General features: G+C 43.6%; 15 protein-coding genes. 13 read left to right on the forward strand and 2 right to left on the reverse strand.

Annotated features, from left to right (window positions below; genetic code table 11):
* Positions 1-276 precede the first annotated feature (276 nt).
* Both OYT88_RS10170 and OYT88_RS10175 read left to right on the forward strand, forming a co-directional pair.
* Positions 277-1,638 carry an IS4 family transposase gene (locus tag OYT88_RS10170; RefSeq protein ID WP_274399790.1) on the forward strand — a complete coding sequence of 454 codons (1,362 nt, stop codon included), beginning with the start codon at positions 277-279 and terminating at the stop codon, positions 1,636-1,638.
* Between the two features lie 599 nt (positions 1,639-2,237).
* A complete protein-coding gene (locus OYT88_RS10175) occupies positions 2,238-2,585 on the forward strand; it encodes a bh protein (RefSeq protein ID WP_274399792.1) in 348 nt (115 codons plus the stop codon).
* 550 nt (positions 2,586-3,135) lie between these two features.
* Here the strand turns inward: OYT88_RS10175 and OYT88_RS10180 are convergent.
* Positions 3,136-4,314: a polysaccharide polymerase gene (locus tag OYT88_RS10180; RefSeq protein WP_274399793.1), complete on the reverse strand. Its 1,179-nt coding sequence runs from the start codon at positions 4,312-4,314 to the stop codon at positions 3,136-3,138.
* A gap of 457 nt (positions 4,315-4,771) precedes the next feature.
* Between OYT88_RS10180 and OYT88_RS10185 the strand changes: the two genes are divergently transcribed.
* The 11 genes from OYT88_RS10185 (at position 4,772) to OYT88_RS10235 (ending at position 17,244) form a co-directional block, all read left to right on the forward strand.
* Positions 4,772-5,668, forward strand: coding sequence for a MurR/RpiR family transcriptional regulator (locus tag OYT88_RS10185; RefSeq protein ID WP_274399795.1), 897 nt, complete (start codon positions 4,772-4,774; stop codon positions 5,666-5,668).
* Positions 5,669-5,829: 161 nt separating this feature from the next.
* Positions 5,830-7,110, forward strand: coding sequence for a Zn-dependent hydrolase (locus OYT88_RS10190; RefSeq protein WP_274399796.1), 1,281 nt, complete (start codon positions 5,830-5,832; stop codon positions 7,108-7,110).
* The gene (locus tag OYT88_RS10195; protein WP_274399798.1) at positions 7,110-8,450 is read left to right on the forward strand and encodes an amidohydrolase family protein; all 1,341 of its coding nucleotides are present in this window, start codon (positions 7,110-7,112) and stop codon (positions 8,448-8,450) included. Before OYT88_RS10190 ends, OYT88_RS10195 begins: the two co-directional genes overlap by 1 nt.
* 23 nt (positions 8,451-8,473) lie before the next feature.
* Entirely contained in the window at positions 8,474-9,676 is a 1,203-nt protein-coding gene (locus OYT88_RS10200) for an aconitase X catalytic domain-containing protein (protein WP_274399800.1), read from the forward strand.
* Positions 9,676-10,083: an aconitase X swivel domain-containing protein gene (locus tag OYT88_RS10205; RefSeq protein WP_274399801.1), complete on the forward strand. Its 408-nt coding sequence runs from the start codon at positions 9,676-9,678 to the stop codon at positions 10,081-10,083. Before OYT88_RS10200 ends, OYT88_RS10205 begins: the two co-directional genes overlap by 1 nt.
* A 48-nt stretch (positions 10,084-10,131) precedes the next feature.
* Positions 10,132-11,097 (forward strand): C-terminal binding protein, encoded by a 966-nt coding sequence (locus OYT88_RS10210; RefSeq protein WP_274399802.1) that lies wholly within the window; start codon positions 10,132-10,134, stop codon positions 11,095-11,097.
* 40 nt (positions 11,098-11,137) lie between these two features.
* Positions 11,138-12,148 carry an ABC transporter substrate-binding protein gene (locus tag OYT88_RS10215; RefSeq protein WP_274399803.1) on the forward strand — a complete coding sequence of 337 codons (1,011 nt, stop codon included), beginning with the start codon at positions 11,138-11,140 and terminating at the stop codon, positions 12,146-12,148.
* A gap of 137 nt (positions 12,149-12,285) precedes the next feature.
* Positions 12,286-14,319: a urocanate hydratase gene (gene hutU / locus OYT88_RS10220; protein ID WP_274399804.1), complete on the forward strand. Its 2,034-nt coding sequence runs from the start codon at positions 12,286-12,288 to the stop codon at positions 14,317-14,319.
* Positions 14,312-15,556 carry an imidazolonepropionase gene (gene hutI, locus OYT88_RS10225; RefSeq protein WP_274399805.1) on the forward strand — a complete coding sequence of 415 codons (1,245 nt, stop codon included), beginning with the start codon at positions 14,312-14,314 and terminating at the stop codon, positions 15,554-15,556. Before hutU ends, hutI begins: the two co-directional genes overlap by 8 nt.
* A gap of 33 nt (positions 15,557-15,589) precedes the next feature.
* Positions 15,590-16,417 (forward strand): ABC transporter permease, encoded by an 828-nt coding sequence (locus tag OYT88_RS10230; RefSeq protein ID WP_274399807.1) that lies wholly within the window; start codon positions 15,590-15,592, stop codon positions 16,415-16,417.
* Between the two features lie 14 nt (positions 16,418-16,431).
* A complete protein-coding gene (locus OYT88_RS10235) occupies positions 16,432-17,244 on the forward strand; it encodes an ABC transporter ATP-binding protein (RefSeq protein ID WP_274399987.1) in 813 nt (270 codons plus the stop codon).
* Between the two features lie 788 nt (positions 17,245-18,032).
* On the opposite strand, the gene OYT88_RS10240 is transcribed toward OYT88_RS10235, so the two are convergent.
* Positions 18,033-19,046 (reverse strand): LCP family protein, encoded by a 1,014-nt coding sequence (locus OYT88_RS10240; protein ID WP_274399808.1) that lies wholly within the window; start codon positions 19,044-19,046, stop codon positions 18,033-18,035.
* Positions 19,047-19,607 lie beyond the last annotated feature (561 nt).

Below are 19,607 nucleotides of genomic sequence, written 5' to 3' on the forward strand. Positions count from 1 at the left end.
TTACTTTGCTGGATGTTAATGGATTTGCCTTATTCCCTCCTCAACTCTATGAATATGCTATGCTGATTGCCGGAAAGAAAATAACTTCAATAGATGAGCCTCCTTCTTACCGGTGAATGTTAATGAAAATAATAATTAACTAAAACTTGAAACACCAAAAACAGTGTTTAAGCCTTATCCGATAAGGGGGTAACACAAAAAATAAAAGCATGAACACCGACAACTCGGTATAATTGAAGTGTCGAATCCCAATTAATCGAGGAGTGTTCATGCCACATGAAAAGTATAACACGAAATGACCGTTCATCTCTTGGAATTTCAGCTTCCGTTCAAACCTTTTTTACCCGATTTCATTTGGCTCAGATTGCACGGATCTCACAGGCCACCAAGGAAAAAGGGATCCCCTTTCGGGTACTGTTCTGCTATCTGATCAGCACCATCTTCTCAAACAAGTCTGCCTATCGCGATTATCTGAAACATCAGAATCAGCTGAACTTCTCAGATAAGACGTTCCGCAATTTGCTTAACAACGGCAAGATCAACTGGCAAAAATTCCTGATTCTGCTCTGTTGCCAGATCATTCAACTGATCCAGCCCTTGACGGATTCAACACGGAAGAACGTGTTCATCGTCGACGATTCCATGTACGAACGGGCTCATGCCAAACACGTGGAACTGGCGGCGTTCCAGTTCGACCACGCCAAACATCGACAGACACGAGGGTTTCGCTTCCTGCAGCTCGGTTGGAGTGACGGTAACACATTCCTGCCCGTCACTTTTTCCCTGCTCTCCAGTCAGAATCAGATTTGTAGCACGAAAGCCGATGCCCGGACGAATTCCGGAAGACGCAAACTTCAGGCGCAGCGAAAAGCAACCGATGTCGTTCGGGAACTGATCTCATCCGCTCTGAGTCAAGGTGTCCACGCATCCTATGTCCTGTTTGACTCGTGGTTCTCAAGCCCAAAGATGTTTTATCAGCTGCATCAGCTAGGACTTCATGCCGTTGCCATGGTCAAAAGGTCCAAAAAAGTGTATTACCGGTTCAACGGTCAAATGATGGACGTCAAAGCGATCTTCAAAGCCCAGAAGAAACGCCGCGGACGGTCGCGCTATCTGCTCTCAGTCCTGGTCGAAGCCGTTGTCGAGGGAGAGAAAAACATCCCTCTGAAACTGGTCTATGTTCGCAATCGCCGGAAACGCAAGGATTATCTTGTCCTGGCATCGACAGACACACAGCTTTCAGAGGATGAACTGATTCGACTTTATGGGAAACGCTGGTCGATCGAGATGTATTTCAAGATGTGCAAGCAGTATCTTCGACTAGCCAAATATCAGGGACTGTCTTATGACGGAATCTTTGCCCACACAGCTTGCGTGGCCATTGGCTATTCCCTGCTTGCGGTGCAGCATCGTGAACAGGAAGACGATCGGACTCTGGGCGAATTGTTTTATCTGATGGTGGATGAACTCGCCGATGTTACCTATATCGAGGCCATTCAACAGCTCATCACCTTGTTTCAAGAGGCGTTCGAGGACGAACCCGCTCTATCTGAAGGAGCCATTGATACGATCGTCGAAAGTTTTCTGGAAAAACTGCCCACCAGCTACCGCAAACAACTGAAAAAAGCAGCAGCTTGAACTAATTTACTTGTGGAAAACGTAGAACCGGCAAGGTGTTAGGGCACTTTTTTAACTTTCAAGTTTTAGTAATTAATTCTATAGCAATTGGAAGGGCGCCCTCTAATCGGACGCTATTCACTTTTTTGCCGGAAAAAGCGCAGCATTGGCCGCGGGAGAATCGCTTTGCATTTCCGTATATCAGGCTATCGGAAGATCCCGATGTTAGGGTATTTTTTCTGAAATAGCAGCATAATGATACCAATGAAAATAATCCGTTCAGTGAAAAAATACTGATGCGGCCTGTGATCATTCCCGGCAATCCGGGATAATCGAACTTTTCAGGGGACGAGCACTGATAGAAATTTTTTCTGTATCAGTTTCGGAAATCCTGACGGAAGACAAACCGAGTCAATGCGCATATTATCCGGAAGAAAGGCTGAGCGGGAACCCGCGGTTTTTTGGAACAGGTGAAGAAGGAAATGAGTGTAACGTCGTGTTAAAATAACTTATAAGGATCAAGCCGTTTATTGTGTTACTGAAGGAGGATGCTTTTTATTAAGAAAAACAAAAAAATGGCCGCGATCCATCAAACTGCTGAGTCAGGGAGGAAAATCAGGATGAAAAAGCACGAAGTGGAAGCTGATTTATTCTGTACGAATTGCGATCGTGAAACAGCCCATAAAATAGTCTACATTAATGATCAAATTGCTCAAATAGAATGCGAACAGTGTCATCAGGCCATAAACATGGAGATCGATGTCGTGAAGGAATTTTATAAGGAGTTGTACCAAAAAATCGCAACCAAACCGACAAGAATCACGCAGGAATACAGGCAGGATCTCAGTGCCTTTCTCAGAAAACTGCCGTTTCGAGTCATTAGCAAGCCGTACCGGGTGATCAAGGAATTAAATGAATCCAGAAAGATTATAGAGCAGTACAGACAAAAAAATGATGGCGTCAAATGAACGATTTATAACAAAAAATAGGCTTCATTGGCAACGAAAGGGCCCTCCATACCTGCCTTTTGCCCCATTCAGCACCCTCTTGAAGGCTCCTTTGTTCTGCCCGGGGCATCCACCCATTTTGTAATCTTCACCGTATCGCCGCAAAAGGGCAGAAACCGGCTGCCATAATCGGCAGCGATGCGATTGCCGCCCAGCCTGTCGCATATTATGCCGCTATTTGGATGTCGGCGTCCCCGGGCAACTGTCAATCCTCGGCCATCAAGGGACAGTGCAGTGAACCGGTTCTCATAGTACTTTAAAAGTGTTCTGTCGATATTTTATCAGCTCTTCTTTGAGGAATAAAAGAAAATGTCCCAGCCCGGAGCGGGTTATCGAAAATTCCTGCACAAAGAATAAAAAACATTGAACCCCCTTCGTTAAATACAGGTATCGTGGCCGGCGACCGGGAGACGTTAGTGATACTCATTGCGGTCTCTGTGCGCCGTCTTCCAGCGCCCCAGTTAGCTTTTTCTCAAGCCAGCCGTTTATACCTGCATCTACATGAGCGGTTTTATCTCTCTATACGGGGAATTTGCTGATCTGCTTTTTCGTTTCTGAAATTTGCCGCAAGCATGAACAGGGTAAAATTCAGCGGAGAGAACAGGTTCGCTTCCCACATCGTCTCCAAACCGACAAGGGTCACGATGATTGCCGGCAAATAGTTTTTTGCGGCAATCAGCCGATATATCCGCAAACAGATCCAGAGCAGAAATAAGACTGTGAAAACGATACCGAACTTGAACAGTATGTGCAAATAGGACGAGTCAATATAGAAATAATTATGGATTGAAGCAATGGGACCTGCCCTTCCGCCCCCTGTTTCTATCACATGCTGGCCAAACCAGGTGATCGGATAACGCTGAAAGGCCGTATACCCGAGCTGCAGGCGGCCCGTTAATAGTTGATCGAGATGGATGTTTCCGATCATGCTCTTGTTGTAGGCATACATCTTGGTTATCGCAAGCGCTGCGAAGGCAAAGAGCGGGTATGAGATCGGCATAAATAATTTACCGAATGTCTTCATCGGCCCGATGTGCGGAATTTTAATAAGGAAAGGTGCAGCCGTCAATAGAACAATGCCCAGTGTATCATTCCGTGCATTCATATAGTGAAAAACAATGGCAGCCGCAAGGCCCAGTCCTATGACAGAAAAAGCACCTAATTTCTTTTTTAAATACACATAAGCCGCTGCAGCAAGGAAAATAAGATCGGACATCACCGTCGCCTGTGTCATGCCGAATGCATGGCGCACAGCTCCATCTCTGATTTCTTTATAATTAGGTATCCATCCGAAGTGAGAACCGATGTAGAGCATCATTATCGAAGCAGTCAAAGTAAAGAATGCTGTTCTTGCGGTCGTTTTCCATCGGACATCGTGCAATAAAAATATCAGCACAACGATGACTAACGGCATTGGGTCCTGTGCATGATAGGAGATCAAGCCGGCAAAAGCAGCCGAGACGCTAAGGAAAACAAGAATTTTAATATCATATCTTTGAAAAAAAATCTTGAGCATTGCAAAGATGATCATGCAGATCAGCAGATAGCTGGTTTTTAGATAGGGCGCAAAAAACAGGGCGGAATTTTGGAGAATGCAGTATAAAAGTGCAAAAGTGAAACATACAATTTCACCCACGCTGACGATTTTCTTTTTTTTATTTTTGCTTCTTTTAATTCGCAGTGTCTGCATCAACGTTTTTCCCACGTTTTTCAAAACCGCCGTACTAATGATTTTCCCCCCTTGCGTGACACAAAACTTGATAAATAAATATACGTATAGCATTTAAATTTGTGTCCCAGAACCATGCATAAAGAGATCGACAGTGCCTATAACTTCCTAAAGTAAAAAATTTTTTCCATCACCCACTTGCTGATTCCTATACACTGATTCTATCAGAAGGGTGCCAGACACTGGTAAGAAAGGACTTTTTTAATCAACCAGTAGATCCTAAATGATTAACTATCGATACTTTGCCAATACCTTAAAACCAGTAAAAAAGCGAAAATTTAATAATATATAATAAAATCTAAATTATTAGATTGACTTTCTGTACGGCATGAATATAATTATTTATATATACTTTATATTGAATGAATCCATTAATTATTGATTATTCTAATATTTATATTTAGGTGTGGTGACATAATTGAACTACAAAACAGATATAGGTAAGCTGGATGATCTCAAAGAAAAAATAGCTATTGTGTCTCAGGAATCCCCAACGTATGAGAAACTTGCTCTTTATTTTGAGAAGGGATACAAACATATAATTTTTATGACTGCATCTGAAGTAGCAGCACAGGCCGATGTCAGCCAGGGCAGTGTTTCGAGATTTTGCATTGCACTTGGTTACAAAGGTTATAACGATTTTTTGCATAACCTTCAGCAATTTGTCAGAAAAGAAATTACAGCCCCGCAAAGATTGCAGTTCACGGCTAAATCAAACAAAAGCATCATAAATATATTAAAAATGGAGCGTGAAAACATTGATGAGTTAGAGAGCATTTTGAATCAATCTGATTATCGGAAACTGGTTGAAAATATTGTTTCAGCAAAGCGTTTGGTGCTTATTTCGGCGAGAATGTCGGCAACCTTATTATCTTATACTTATTATATTCTGAATAAAATAAGAAATGACATTATTCGAGTTACTCCAAACAGTCCGGAATGGGAAACTTTAGAATTGCTTGATCCCGCTGATGTGCATATAGTAACGATTGTTTTTCCGAGATATCCCAATATATTGTTACATAAATTAAACGAACTTCACCAAAAAAATTTTTCCATCTCAGCGATTACTGACAGTGTGACATCTCCGGTATTCAGCGTGGCTGATCCGGTAGTCAGTGTGCCGATTACAACCTCTTCAATTTTTGATATATACAGTACACCGATTCTCTTTCTCAATTTGTTGTTACGGGATGTTGCCAGAGAAACTGAGGGACTGGAAAAAAGAATGAGCAAACTCGAAGAACTGGATCGAATCCATCAAACTTATTATAAGATACGGCCACATCATTCAGACAACGCTAGGAATGAATGAATGTATCCATTTGTTTTCAAAAAATGTTTCCGGAAAGATTAGAAATATTATTGTGGGATAAGCGCATCACCTTCTTTTTTTGACGTGGGTGCTGCTTTAACCAAAAAAATCGGAATATATACATAATATTAAATTGTGTATTGAAACGAGGGTTCTGAGAAGTGAAAAATTATCAGAATAGAAGTATAAGTTCAATTCGGGTGAACAGAAAGAGGCTCGATGAGCGGCTGAAAAAAATGGCCACTTTCGGCATAAATAAAAATGGAGGCATTGATCGTTCACTCGGAAGTATCGAAGATCTTCGCACAAGAGAATGGCTCAAAAAAACGTGGGCGAATACGCTGCATTCAAAAGTATGGGTTGATCCAGCCGCGAATTTGTGGGCTGAGGCAGGTGGAACTGAAGATCTGAGCCCTATCGCAATCGGTTCGCATCATGATGCAGTTGCTAACGGCGGCAAATATGATGGAGCCGTCGGCGTACTTCTGGCAACAGAAATTATACAGAAATTAAGAGAGGAGAAGTATCCTCTGCGTCACCCGATGAGAATTGTTTCATTTTCCGCTGAAGAGCCGAATCCATTTAACATTTCGACACTTGGAAGCCGGTCAATTACAGGTGTACTGAAAAAAAAAGATTTGGCCCATGTAACAAATGGAGTAACCAAAGAAAATCTGACCGACACACTCAAACGTTTGGGAGGTGATGTGGAACTGCTTGATGAACGTATCTTAAAACCAAATGATCTAAGAGTTTTTCTGGAATGTCACATTGAGCAAGGAAGAAATTTGTGTGACAGTGGCCGATCACTTGCTGTTGTTACAAGTATAACCGGTATTTATCGCGAGAAGATCAAAATTTTCGGGGAGGCCAACCATTCTGGAACGACATTAATGAAATATCGGCATGATGCACTGCTGACCGGTGCTGAACTTAGCCTTGCTCTTGAAAAAATAATAGTAGATGTTAATCGAAACGATGTCGTCGGAACAGTCGGACATTTTGATGTGTTTCCTAATTCCGCCAACATTATTCCGGGTCAAGTGGAACTGATTGTTGAGATCAGAACATCTGATAAAGGAATTTTGCATCAGATCGTTAACCGGCTTTCCCAATATATCGATTCGATTGAAAAGGAGCGTGATGTCCAAATCGAAAGAAGAATCATTCTGGATCAGAAGTCGGTGCCTATGGATTCAGACATCCAGAAGACCCTGAAAAAAGTTATTGGGTCTATGAATGAACCGTTTCTTTCGCTTCCGAGTATGGCGGGACATGATGCGGTACATATGGTTCCTATTGCAAAAACAGGGATGCTTTTTGTACCCAGCATCGACGGGAAGAGCCATTGTCCGGAAGAAAAGACAGATTTAGAGGATATTGTAAAAGCAGGGAATGTCCTGTTACAGACAGTACTTGCTTTAGATAAGGAGCTTGACTGATGGTTCAAAAATTATACAAACCTTTTCTCCTTTATATCGATGGTAGATTTGCAGAACATCAAGGGATTGTAACTGCTCGGGGAATGATCAGGGAAGTCGGTTTATTGGCGGAACTGGAGAAAAAATATCCGGAAGCTGAAACGATTGACTGGCCCGATGAAGTCATCATTCCCGGTACTGTGAACGCCCATAATCATTCCTTCCAAAGTCTATTGAGAGGATTAGCCGTTGATAAACCGTTTTTGGAATGGCGTGATCAGTCGCTATATAAATATTCTCCTTATCTGAAAGCCAAAAATGTATACACCGGAGCAGTTTTTGCATTTGGGGAAATGATGAAATATGGCGTTACGACGGTCTGCGATTATTTCTATGTCCACAATGAAGGCGTCGACAGCGATGAAGCGATTATACAGGCTGCCAAAGATGTAGGAATCCGGCTCGTTCTGGCGAGGACAATGTATGATTGGAACGGTGCTCCTTCCGGTTATATCGAAACCGTTGAGGATGCAGCGCAGAACGTCAAGTATCTGGCTGAAAAATATGCAGCCGACGATATGATGACGATCGTTCCTGCTCCGCACAGTCTGCATGCTGCTTCAGTTGAAATGGTCAAAGCAGGTCATAGGCTGGCTCAGGAACTTGACACTCATTTTCATATTCATGTCGCGGAAGAACCGTTTGAAGTTGATCAAGTCCTCAGAGAACATAATCTGCGGCCCGTCGAATTGCTGAAGAAATTAGGTGTCATGGATGATCACCGCATGGTGGCCATCCATTGCGTCTGGCTTAATGAAAATGAGAAAGAGTTGATGGGTAAAACTCAATCAAAACTTGTTTATTGTCCATCCAGCAACATGTTTCTTGCGGACGGTGTGACAGATATTCCGGCTCTTCAGAAAAAAAGAGTGAACATTGGGTTAGGCTCAGACGGTGCATGCAGCAATAATCGGATTAGTGTGTTTGAAGAAATGCGGATGTGCGCGATGCTTCAGAAAGTAAACACATTGAATTCACTTGCAGTAAACTACAAACAGGTTTTCGATATGGGAACCGTGAATGGAGGAGAGATTCTGCAGCTTCCGATTGGAAAACTGCAGGCCGGATATAAAGCCGACTTTGTCGCTTTAAACAGTAAAGATCTATCCATGCAGCCGATTACTCAAAATTATGAACAGATTCTTCCCAATATTGTGTATTCAATGCAACCGAATGCCATTGATTATGTCGTTGTTGATGGAAAAGTAACCGTAAAGAAAGGAAAAATTCTTACTGTACCGGAGCACAGGATAGTTGAAAAAGTCGAAAATCTAATGAATGGACTTGAAAAGGGTTTGTGAAAAAATAAAGGGGAGTGGTGAAGATGGAACTAAGCCTGGAAGAGCAGGAAATGCTGGACGGAAACTACGGAAAGGGAGTACAGATTGCGATGAAGATCCAGGTGGCATTGGGCGACGTGTTCAATGCTCAGCGGATGGTTCCGGTCAGCCGGACACATGTCGCTTTAAGCAACCAGGAAGCAGATCTCTGGTTTGTTGAGAAAATGGTCAGTGCCGGTGCTAAATGCCGAGTTTCTCCGACTGTTAATCCAGGATTTAATCTTGAATATTTTCAGTGCATCACAACGATTTCAAAAAAAGATGAAGAAATGATACGGCGAACAAGGAAGGCTTATAAAGATGTTGGGGCAACATTGACCTTTGACTGCACTCCGTATCTTGAAAAAAATGTACCGAGGTTCGGTGAGATTACAGCCTATTCAGAGTCCAGCGCCACACCATTTATCAATTCAGTATATGGTGCGCGTACGAACCGCGAGTCGGCGCAAAGCGCACTTTGTGCAGCTATTACAGGGAGAACGCCGCTGTATGGATTCCTGCTGGACGAAAATCGTAAGGGGCAGGTGCTTGTTGATGTGCAGGCGAAAATCAAAAGTGATTTTGATTATCAGCTGCTCGGGTATGCAGTTCCTAAAAAACTCAAATTTAAAACTCCGGTTTTTGTTAATGTACCGACCAACCCCTCAGCGGCTGCCTTGATGAATCTTGGCGCTCAGTTAAATACGGCGGGCAACGTTCCGATGTACCATATCGTCGGTGTCACTCCGGAGGCAAAAACCATTAATGATGCTTTTCAAGGCGGAGATCCCGAGTACGTAATCACGATCAGCGAGGAAGATTTGGAAAAAGTCCATGAGGATATTACTGATCCGGGTGGAAAAATAGATTTTGCTTTATTTGGTTGTCCGCATTTTAACATCAATCAGGTCGCTCATATTTCCAAACTTGTCAAAGGAAAAAAACTTAAAGTTAAACTTTGGATCATGACTTCTTCTCTGACAAAAGAACTAGCCAGTCGGATGGGCTATCTTGAAATCCTGCAGGCAGCAGGCGGGGACATTGTTGATGATACCTGTATGGATCAGCCGTGCTGGGAATTCCTTTATGGGAAGAAAGGTGTTACGGATTCACCCAAATGCGCTTATTACACAAAAAGAAGAAATATGCAGTTTGTCATCCGGAATGTTGATGAATGCATCGATGCCGCTATGAGAGGTGAAATCTGATGGAGAAAAAATTTGTTTGTCACAAGGTTTCCGAAGGAATTATTGAAGGAGATGTGCTGCTGTCATCTGATGATCTGTGTTTTTACTTGGTTGAACCGAAAACCGGCGTTGTCATTGAAAAAAATCATAGTCTGGAAGGGCAGTCCATCGCCGGGAAAATTCTTGTTTTTCCTAGTGGAAAGGGAAGCTCGGTTGTCCAGGCTGATGGTATGTATCAACTGAAAATGAGCGGGAAAGGACCCAAAGCTCTGATCATCAAATATCCGGATACCGTGCTTGTGGCTAGCTCAATCATTATGGAACTGCCGGTAGTGGATCAAGTCGATGAAAAATTTTATGAACAAATAAAAAATGGTGATCACGTGCTGCTTGACGCCGATCATGGCTCATTAACGATCAATCCATGAGTGATGGTCTTTCATCAAGGCTCAGCAGATATACAGGGGAGTGATGGTTTGAAACCGTTAATTTGGATTATTGATGAAGAATGGTCGGATTATTGCGCTGAGGAGGAGATATTAAAAAATACCTTTCCAGACTGTGAAATCAGATATTCAGGAAATGATTATCAAAAGGATTTGGAGTTATTTGGGAAAGATGCCGATGCAATCCTTTGCCAAGTCTATATCAGATTAACACAGGCGTCCATTCAGAAACTGACAAGATGTAAAATCATCGCTGTTTATGGGGGTGGTTATGACAGGATAGATATCGAAGCAGCCAAGGCCCAAAATATTACCGTCACATTTGTCCCTGGGTATTGTACTGAAGATGTCTCAGATTATGTGATTTCAGCAATCTATTTCTTTAATAAGAACCTAGCATTCTATTTCGATGTGGCAGATAAGGGACTATGGGGTGCCCAGGCGGCAAAAGATCTTAATCCAAGGATTCAATCTTCGACCTTATTGATTATCGGATTTGGAAGAATAGGGAAAACCGTAGCCAGGAAGGCGAAATTAATGAGAATGAATGTCCTGGTTTGTGATCCCAACCTTAACGGCAACGATGAGGGAACATACGGCATCAAAAAAGTAGGTCTAGATGAAGGGCTCGCTGCGGCCGATTTTGTGACGATTCATGTCAAGTATGACAAAAGTGTCGATTCACTCATTTCTATGAAGGAATTTGGGAAAATGAAGAAAACTGCATATGTCATCAATACTTCCCGCGGAAGGGTCATAAATGAAGCGGATCTTATGGATGCTGTCCGTATGAAAGTCATAGCCGGTGCAATGCTCGATGTCATTGCCAATGAACCTCCTGCGGGTAATGAAGCCATCTTTAATGTTCCCGGCATATTCGTCACTCCTCATGTTTCCTATTTATCAACGGAATCGTTATCTACCTTGAAGATGCGGGCAGCAAACAATGTTGTGAAAATATTACAAGGAAAAATTTCAGAAGATGCTGTTTATTGATTCAAATAAAATGAATTTTCATTTGGGAGGTATTACATAATTGAAAAAGCTATGGACTCTTTTACTTGCCGGCATTGTCATACTGACACTCCTGCTTTCAGGATGTGCTTCAAATCAAGGCAGCGGTAGCAGCAGTGCAAAAAATACGTATAAAGGTGCCGTTAAGCTGGGCATCTCTTCATGGATCGGGTTTGCTCCTATGTATTTGGCTGAGCAGAAGGGATTTTTCAAGAAACATGGTGTAAACGTTCAGCTTCAAACGATCCAAAGTGCGTCTGACAGACGTACAGCCATGGCTGCCAGTCGTATCCAGGGCTTTATGACAACAGTTGATACCCATGTTATGACTGCAGCGGCTAATATTCCAGTTTATCAGGTCCTGGCGCTTGACACATCAAGTGGCGGTGACGGAATTGTTGCCAAAAAAAATATTAAGACCTTCCAGGATCTTAAAGGAAAGAGAGTCGCTATAGATACCAGCGGCGGAGCAAGTTATTTCTGGTTTATGTACATGTTGGATCAAAAAGGTATGAGCCTAAATGATGTGAGTGTTGTTAACATGAGTGCAGGCGATGCCGGAGCGGCATTCGTCGGCGGCAAAGTGGACGCTGCCGTAACGTGGCAGCCATGGCTGACCAAAGCTGAAAAGACTTCCTTTGGACACGTTCTTCTTTCCAGCGATAAAACGCCTGGATTAATCGTCGATTCGCTCGGCCTCCGTAAGGACTTTGTTGATCAGAATCCGAAACTCGTTCAGGGAATTGTTGATGCTTGGTATGAAGCGCTGGATTATGCTAAGAAGAATCCGGATGATGCAGATAAAATCATGGCAAAGAGCATGGGACAGACGGTCAGCGATTTTAAAGCAGAAGAACCGGATGTTACGTTCTATGATCAAGCGGGTAACGAAAAATATTTTGGAACAAAGTCAGATCCGGGTCAGATTTATGATGTAACAGATAAAGCGGCTAGCTTCTGGAAAAAAGTCGGATTGATCAAGAAACAACCTAAGGCAACAGATTTAGTCAATGGAAGCTTTGTTAATCAATAATCGACCAATCAGCTGACGTTTGGCCGGCTCTTCACTCATTGTCTTGAACGCCGGAGAAATCTGAACATTCAAGTTCCGCTTGCCCGGCTCTGGGGTATGGGCGGCGGAACCCTTTTATTTATTTGGGAGGTCATTATATGAACGTTAACCAAAAGATATTGGAGTCCATGTCGGTGACACTGGACGACGAATTGCCCGATATGCCTGCATTTGTCAAAGGAATACGCCGTGCGCCGGACAGAGGATATTCTTTAAATAAAAAACAAACGGAGATTGCGTTAAGAAATGCTTTAAGATATATTCCTGAAAAATATCATGAAAAATTACTGCCCGAGTTTTTGAATGAACTGAAAACGAGGGGGCGGATTTACGGTTACCGCTTCCGCCCGGAAGGAAGAATTTACGGAAAACCGATTAATGAATATAAAGGCAAATGTGTCGAAGGTAAGGCCTTCCAGGTTATGATTGATAACAATCTGGACTTTGATGTCGCCCTTTATCCTTATGAACTGGTGACTTATGGAGAGACAGGAAGTGTATGCCAGAACTGGATGCAGTATCGGCTGATTAAGAAGTACCTGGAAATACTTGAAGCGGACCAGACGCTGGTCATTGAATCCGGTCATCCTCTCGGCGTGTTTAAAACAAAAAAAGATGCACCCCGTGTAATGATTACAAATGCGCTGATGGTCGGAATGTTCGACAATATGGATGACTGGGAAGTTGCTGAGCAGATGGGTGTCGCCAATTACGGACAGATGACGGCAGGAGGGTGGATGTATATCGGTCCTCAGGGAATTGTGCACGGGACTTATAATACTTTGCTGAACGCCGGAAGGTTGAAACTTGGCATTCCGAATGACAAGGATCTTGCAGGACATCTTTTTGTCAGCTCCGGTCTTGGCGGCATGAGCGGCGCACAGCCGAAAGCTGTTGAAATCGCCAATGGTGTCGGCATTATTGCGGAAGTCGACAAATCGCGGATTGAAACTCGCCTGAAACAGGGCTGGGTCGGTGCTTCATCGGACGACCTGGATCAAGTATTTAAAATCGCCCGGAAACACCTTGACAACAAAGAAACAATTTCAATTGCTTATGATGGCAACGTCGTTGATCTGCTGGAATATATCGTAAAGCATGATATCAAGGTAGATCTGCTTTCAGACCAGACATCTTGTCACGCGGCTTATGACGGCGGCTATTGTCCTCAAGGAGTTACGTTTGCGGAAAGAACCAGGCTGCTTCATCAGGACCGTGATCGTTACCGAAAATTGGTTGATAAGAGTCTCGTTCATCACTATCAGTTAATCAAAGCATTAACTGATAAGGGAACCTATTTCTTTGATTACGGCAACTCATTCCTAAAGGCTGTGTATGATGCCGGAGTTAAAGAAATATCCAAAAACGGAATTGATGAAAAGGATGGTTTTACACTGCCATCTTATGTCGAAGACATTATGGGCCCGCAATTATTTGATTACGGCTACGGCCCGTTCAGATGGGTCTGCCTCAGCGGAAAAGATTCAGATCTGCACAAGACAGATATCGCAGCAATGAGCTGCATTGATCCTGAAAGAAGATATCAGGATCGAGACAATTACAACTGGATCCGGGATGCTGAGAAGAATCAACTTGTCGTTGGTACAAAAGCCAGAATTCTGTACCAGGATGCGGAAGGCCGTATCAATATCGCTCTGAAATTCAACGAGATGGTCCGGAACAAAGAAATTGGGCCGGTTATGCTCGGCCGGGATCATCACGACGTCAGCGGGACGGATTCTCCTTTCCGGGAAACGGCGAACATCAGAGACGGCAGTAATGTGATGGCAGATATGGCCGTTCAGTGTTATGCAGGAAACGCTGCACGGGGAATGAGCCTTGTGACCCTGCATAATGGAGGCGGTGTAGGCATCGGGAAAGCCATCAATGGTGGGTTCGGGCTCGTCCTTGACGGAAGCGAACGAGTGGATGAAATTATTAGAAAAGGGATACTTTGGGATGTTATCGGCGGTGTCGCCAGAAGAAGCTGGGCTAGAAATGGACACTCTATTGAGACGGCGCTGGTGTTTAATCAAAAGTATGAAGGAGAAAATCAGCTGACTATTCCTTATCTTGTTAATGATCGTCTGTTTGCCGGTGGGAGTTTTTCAAAGAGTGATGTCAATGACTAAACTGATGATTCTGCATGCCGCTGAACTGGCGACACCCGAAGGTAAGACGGCTGTTTATGGAGAAAAAATGAATCATTTGAAAGTGATTCACGATGGAGCAGTCGTCATTGAAGAGGGGCTAATTAAGGCCGTTGGTACAACTGGAGAGATTCTCAAAAATTATCATAAACCCCAGCATAAGGTCATTGATGCAGCCGGAAGAAGCCTGGTCCCGGGCTTTGTCGATTCACATACTCATTTTATATTTGGTGGATACCGTCCTGAAGAATTCTTCATGAGACTGAGTGGAAAGAGTTACATGGAAATTATGAAGGCAAAGGGCGGAATTGAAAATACAGTGAAAGCAACAAGAAAGAGTTCATTTGACGAATTGTTTCAGTCGGGAATCCAGCGGTTAAATTCCATGCTGTCATTCGGTGTGACGACAGTTGAAGGAAAAAGCGGCTACGGACTGGATCTGGAAACAGAAATCAGACAACTTAAAGTTATGAAAAAATTAAATGAGAAACATTCCGTAGACGTCGTGCCGACATTTCTCGGAGCTCATGCGGTTCCACCAGAGTTTAAAGGGCATAGCAGCGAGTATATTGACTTCATTATTTCAGAGGTTCTTCCACAGGTTTCTGATCAAAATCTTGCCGAGTTCTGTGATACATTTTGTGAAAAAGGTGTGATTTCAATTGATCATTCCAGACGTTTGCTGTCGGCAGCCAGGAATATGGGGCTTGATTTGAAAATCCATGCTGATGAGATCGAACAACTTGGGGGTGCAGAACTGGCAGCAGAACTTGGAGCCGCATCGGCTGATCATTTGCTTGAAGCATCGGATGAAGGAATTGTCCGGCTTGCGGAAAAACACATTGTAGCCACACTTCTGCCCGCAACTGCATTTTGTCTGAACAAACGTTATGCGTCTGCGAGAAGAATGATTGACCATGGCTGCGCGGTTGCTTTAGCCAGTGATTTCAATCCCGGCAGCTGTTTTACAGATTCCATACCGCTCATATTTTCCCTGGCTTGCATTTATATGAAAATGAGCGGTGAAGAAGCACTGACCGCTTTCACCCTGAACGGCGCAGCTGCGCTGAACAGAGCGGATAAAATCGGGAGTATTGAAGAGGGCAAGTCTGCAGATCTTCTGATTTTGAAGTATCCAAGCTATAAATATCTCGTTTACAATACAGCGGTCAACATCGTTGATCAGGTTATAAAAAGAGGCAAGCTGATCACCCCTTGATTCAGCAAAAAGCTATAACGCGGAGGTTTGCTCATGTCCGTTAATGAAAAATCGGAGAAAAAAGTTAGTTTGGCGAGCAAGATTTCAATGTCATTTACACCCAAAATCGAGATCAGGCGAAAAACATACCTGCTGCTGGGTATCTTCGGGTTTGTCCTTGTCCTATTAGTTTGGAGTATCCTGACTTACGGAGGTTTTGTCGACAGTATTTTTGTACCGACGCCTACTGCAACCGTTCAGGCGGGAATTAATTTGTTTACTCAGCTTGGTTTTGCCGATGATATGGGGATTACCATTTTTCGGGTGATGGTCGGTTTTTTCCTTTCGGCGATCATTGCCGTACCACTTGGTGTCATGCTGGGAGCCTATAAGCCCATCGAAGGTTTTCTAGAACCGCTGATGTCATTTGTCCGCTACTTGCCGGCCTCAGCGTTTATCCCGCTGTTTATTCTATGGATCGGCGTAAGTGAAACTCAGAAGATAGCAATCATTTTCATGGGCAGTTTTCCCCAACTCATCCTCATGGTGGCTGCTGCCACAAAAAGTGTCCAGAATGATTTAATTGATGTTTCCTATACGCTTGGAACTTCCAGAGGAGCAGTATTGTGGCACGTCATTCTTCCGGCAAGTATGCCGTCTATTATGAGCTCTTTAAGAATGGTACTCGGCTGGGCATGGACCTACATCATTGTTGCCGAACTGGTAGGCGCTTCTTCCGGTATTGGTTATATGATTATTCAGTCCCAGCGAATGCTGAATACATCGCAGATCTTTGTCGGTATTTTAGCCATTGGAATTATCGGTCTGATTTTTGACTATCTTTTCAAATGGTTATCAAAGTTATTATTCCCATGGAGTTGAGTGAGGTGAAAAAGATGAGTGTAGAAAACGATAAAGATAACTTAGTCATATCTGGCATTACAAAGGTGTTCGGGAGTGGAGAAAAGTCGGTGAAGGCTCTTGATATAATCGATTTAGCAGTAAAGGATAAAGAATTTGTCTCTATTTTAGGAGCTTCCGGTTGCGGGAAATCCACTTTATTACGTATTGTTGGCGGGTTGGAGAAACCAACAACCGGTTCTGTAACGCTGGGTGGAAAAACAGTCACGGGTCCCGGCCCTGACAGAGGAATGGTTTTTCAGTCCTATACCCTTTTTCCATGGCTCAGTGTAAAAAAAAATATTGAGTTCGGCCTAAAACAAAAGGGGATGGCGGCGTCCGAACGATCCAGGATCGCAAATGAATACATTGAAATTGTCGGACTAAAGGGTTTTGAAAATGTCTTTCCTAAAGCACTATCAGGCGGGATGAAGCAAAGGGTGGCAATTGCCCGAGCTCTTGCCAACGATCCCGAAGTGATTCTGCTGGATGAACCATTCGGAGCATTAGATATGCAGACAAGGAGCCTGATGCAGGAACTCCTGCTAAAAGTTTGGCAGCAGTCTCAAAAAACCGTCCTCTTAGTAACCCATGATATTGATGAAGCCATATTCATGGCAGACAGGGTCGTTGTTATGAAATCAAGGCCCGGAAAAATTAAAGAAATTATTGATGTCGATCTGCCAAGGCCTCGAGACTATCATATACGTACATCTCCGCTTTTTCTGAAGTATAAATCACGTGCGGTTGATTTAATCAGAAATGAGAGTGTGAAGGAACTGGATATGGACAAATTGACTGCATTGTAGAAATAACTAAATTAGGCTCATCATTAATGTTCTGACTGAGGAACCAACCTTTTTAATACCGCAAATCAAATTATAGAAAAGATGGTGTTGAAGCAAATCAGGCAGAAAATAGGAAAGGATAAAGAACTTGCAAATCAGATCATTCGAGGCTGCCGGGTTAATCGTAATGAGATTCCCTGAAAACGGAGAGTTTCTAAATAATTTATGAGAAACACAGACTTCAACCTCGACTCGGCCGAATGGTGATGACTTATATGGGAATCAAGTACGGGCAGCGGCTCATGACACAGAACCTTTATACGACGAAATTGAAAAAACAGAAAAGGAAACACATAAATTAAGGGCATCTTACGTCTCAATCATCGACGGCGTAAAATGCTCTTTTGTAATCTGAAACAATATCAGAAAATGTGGACAAAATCAATTGCTTTTCAGACAACAATGCCTCATTTTATCCTTGGATTCAGCCTCTCGCAATAACATGCCATTATGGAGGGGTGAAAGGCAGACACTACTGGAAGGAACAGAAAGCACTTTACGCACAGCTTATCCTAGCTTAAAGGACTATTTTCAGGTTCGAAGTGCTCTGGACTCTGTTAAGATAGTCGAGGCCTCCCAAGATCAGAAGATTTGGCACAAAGCAGCTGCGCGTCTTTCTAGACTGTTCCACAAGGGGTCAGTTTGTTTGACCCAGTTTATACAGAAATAGATAGCGCAAAAATCAGAGAGAGGAGATAAGGCATCTAGTCTTCGGATTTTTTACCTTCCCTCTGATCATGCTGCGGCGATTAATTGGTAAAGTAATTTTTGATCACATTTTTTAACTGCCCCGGATCGAGCACGACCTGACTGTTGTTCGCCTGCAGCACATCATCGTACATCGTTACGCTCGTGCCTTTGACCTGGCGGTATTTGATCTGCTGCTCCGGATGGAAGTCGCCTTTGACGCCTAATCCGATGCTGACCATATCGTCGGTTGTCATATTGCTGGCAACAAGAAATTTGGATACTGAGCCGGACAGGGCGGGAAGTTTTGTGACATTGGACGGACTCATGACTTTGCGGGCAATGCCGATCAGTGCGGCCTGCTGCAGCTGCTGGCGTCCATAGTCTGTTCCGGGTACCGAGTAGCGCTCATGGGTGATTTCCGTGACCATTTTTCCGCTTAAAAAATGGGTCCCCGCCGTGAACGTCTTGCCTTTGTCTTCCGGATACCATGGGTGTGTCAGAGTCACTTTGAAAGGCAGCGTCATATTGATTCCGCCAATCGCGTCGACCATGTATTGCAAGCCCCAATAGTTTGTTTCCGCGTAATAATTGATCGGGACTCCGGTCAGATTGGAGATCGATGTTACGGCGTCGACTATTCCCTGTTTTACTCCGTGGTTAACTTGAGATATGTATTGGACACTGGTGAGTTTCGTGTACCCGTACCCCTGCATCTGCACCCGCGTATCCCGCGGGATGCTCAGCATATTATAGGTATGATTCGTCAGATCGGCATGAATCAGTACCATCGAATCGGTATGGCTCAGCGTGTCGCCTTTCCGCGCATCCGACCCGATCAGAAGAACATTGAAAGTGCCGGATTTCTGTTTGTACTTGCTGGTTGTCTTCCCGATCGGCTTCAAATGACTAAAATGATTGGTCGGCTTGAGCTGATTGTATTTATAGAAACCAAAACCGATACCGGCGGCTAACAAGAGAGCCAGTGCCAACAAACTATAGCGCAATATGCGTCGCCGTTTCTTTGATTTTCTGCCGCCAGATCTTGAATTTTCAGAAATCGATTTCTGAGACATCTTCTTCCCATCCCTTCATTTTTCACAACGAATCATTTTAAACACTTCTGATCCGGTAAACATGCGCGAATCCGCATCATTTATAAAACCGGATCCTCCAGAATTACCATTATATACCTTCCGGCAATTTCGAAATACTAAAGCTATTATACCTATCCCTTGGTACACGAAACAATCTAGTAAGAGAAAATTGTTAAATTAAAATGTGCTAACGTTTAGAAGTGCTGTGCGGGCTGCTTGACGGCTGCTCCATGCTCTGCCTGGGTCTGTTGCCGGCAGGGAAAATATTTTAAGCTTAGCAGACTTCTTTCAATATCCTCTCAACTTTCGGCGCTGATTATGATGCTCCGAGAAAGCTACTGATGTCTTGATTTTTATATTTTTTGACAATTATGGGCAGCAGTCTGCCATCGGTAATCATAGCTGCGGCTTGGCGGACTTGGACAAACTCTGAGCAGGAAAACCGGTTTAAATGCGTTGCGGCCATTTGTGCTGTATTCTCAGGCGTCGGCAATGGGACGGCTTTCTGACAATCCGGTGATTCGCGGATTCTTTTCGCCG

Source organism: Sporolactobacillus sp. CQH2019 (assembly GCF_028765345.1).
Classification (GTDB): domain Bacteria; phylum Bacillota; class Bacilli; order Bacillales; family Sporolactobacillaceae; genus Sporolactobacillus.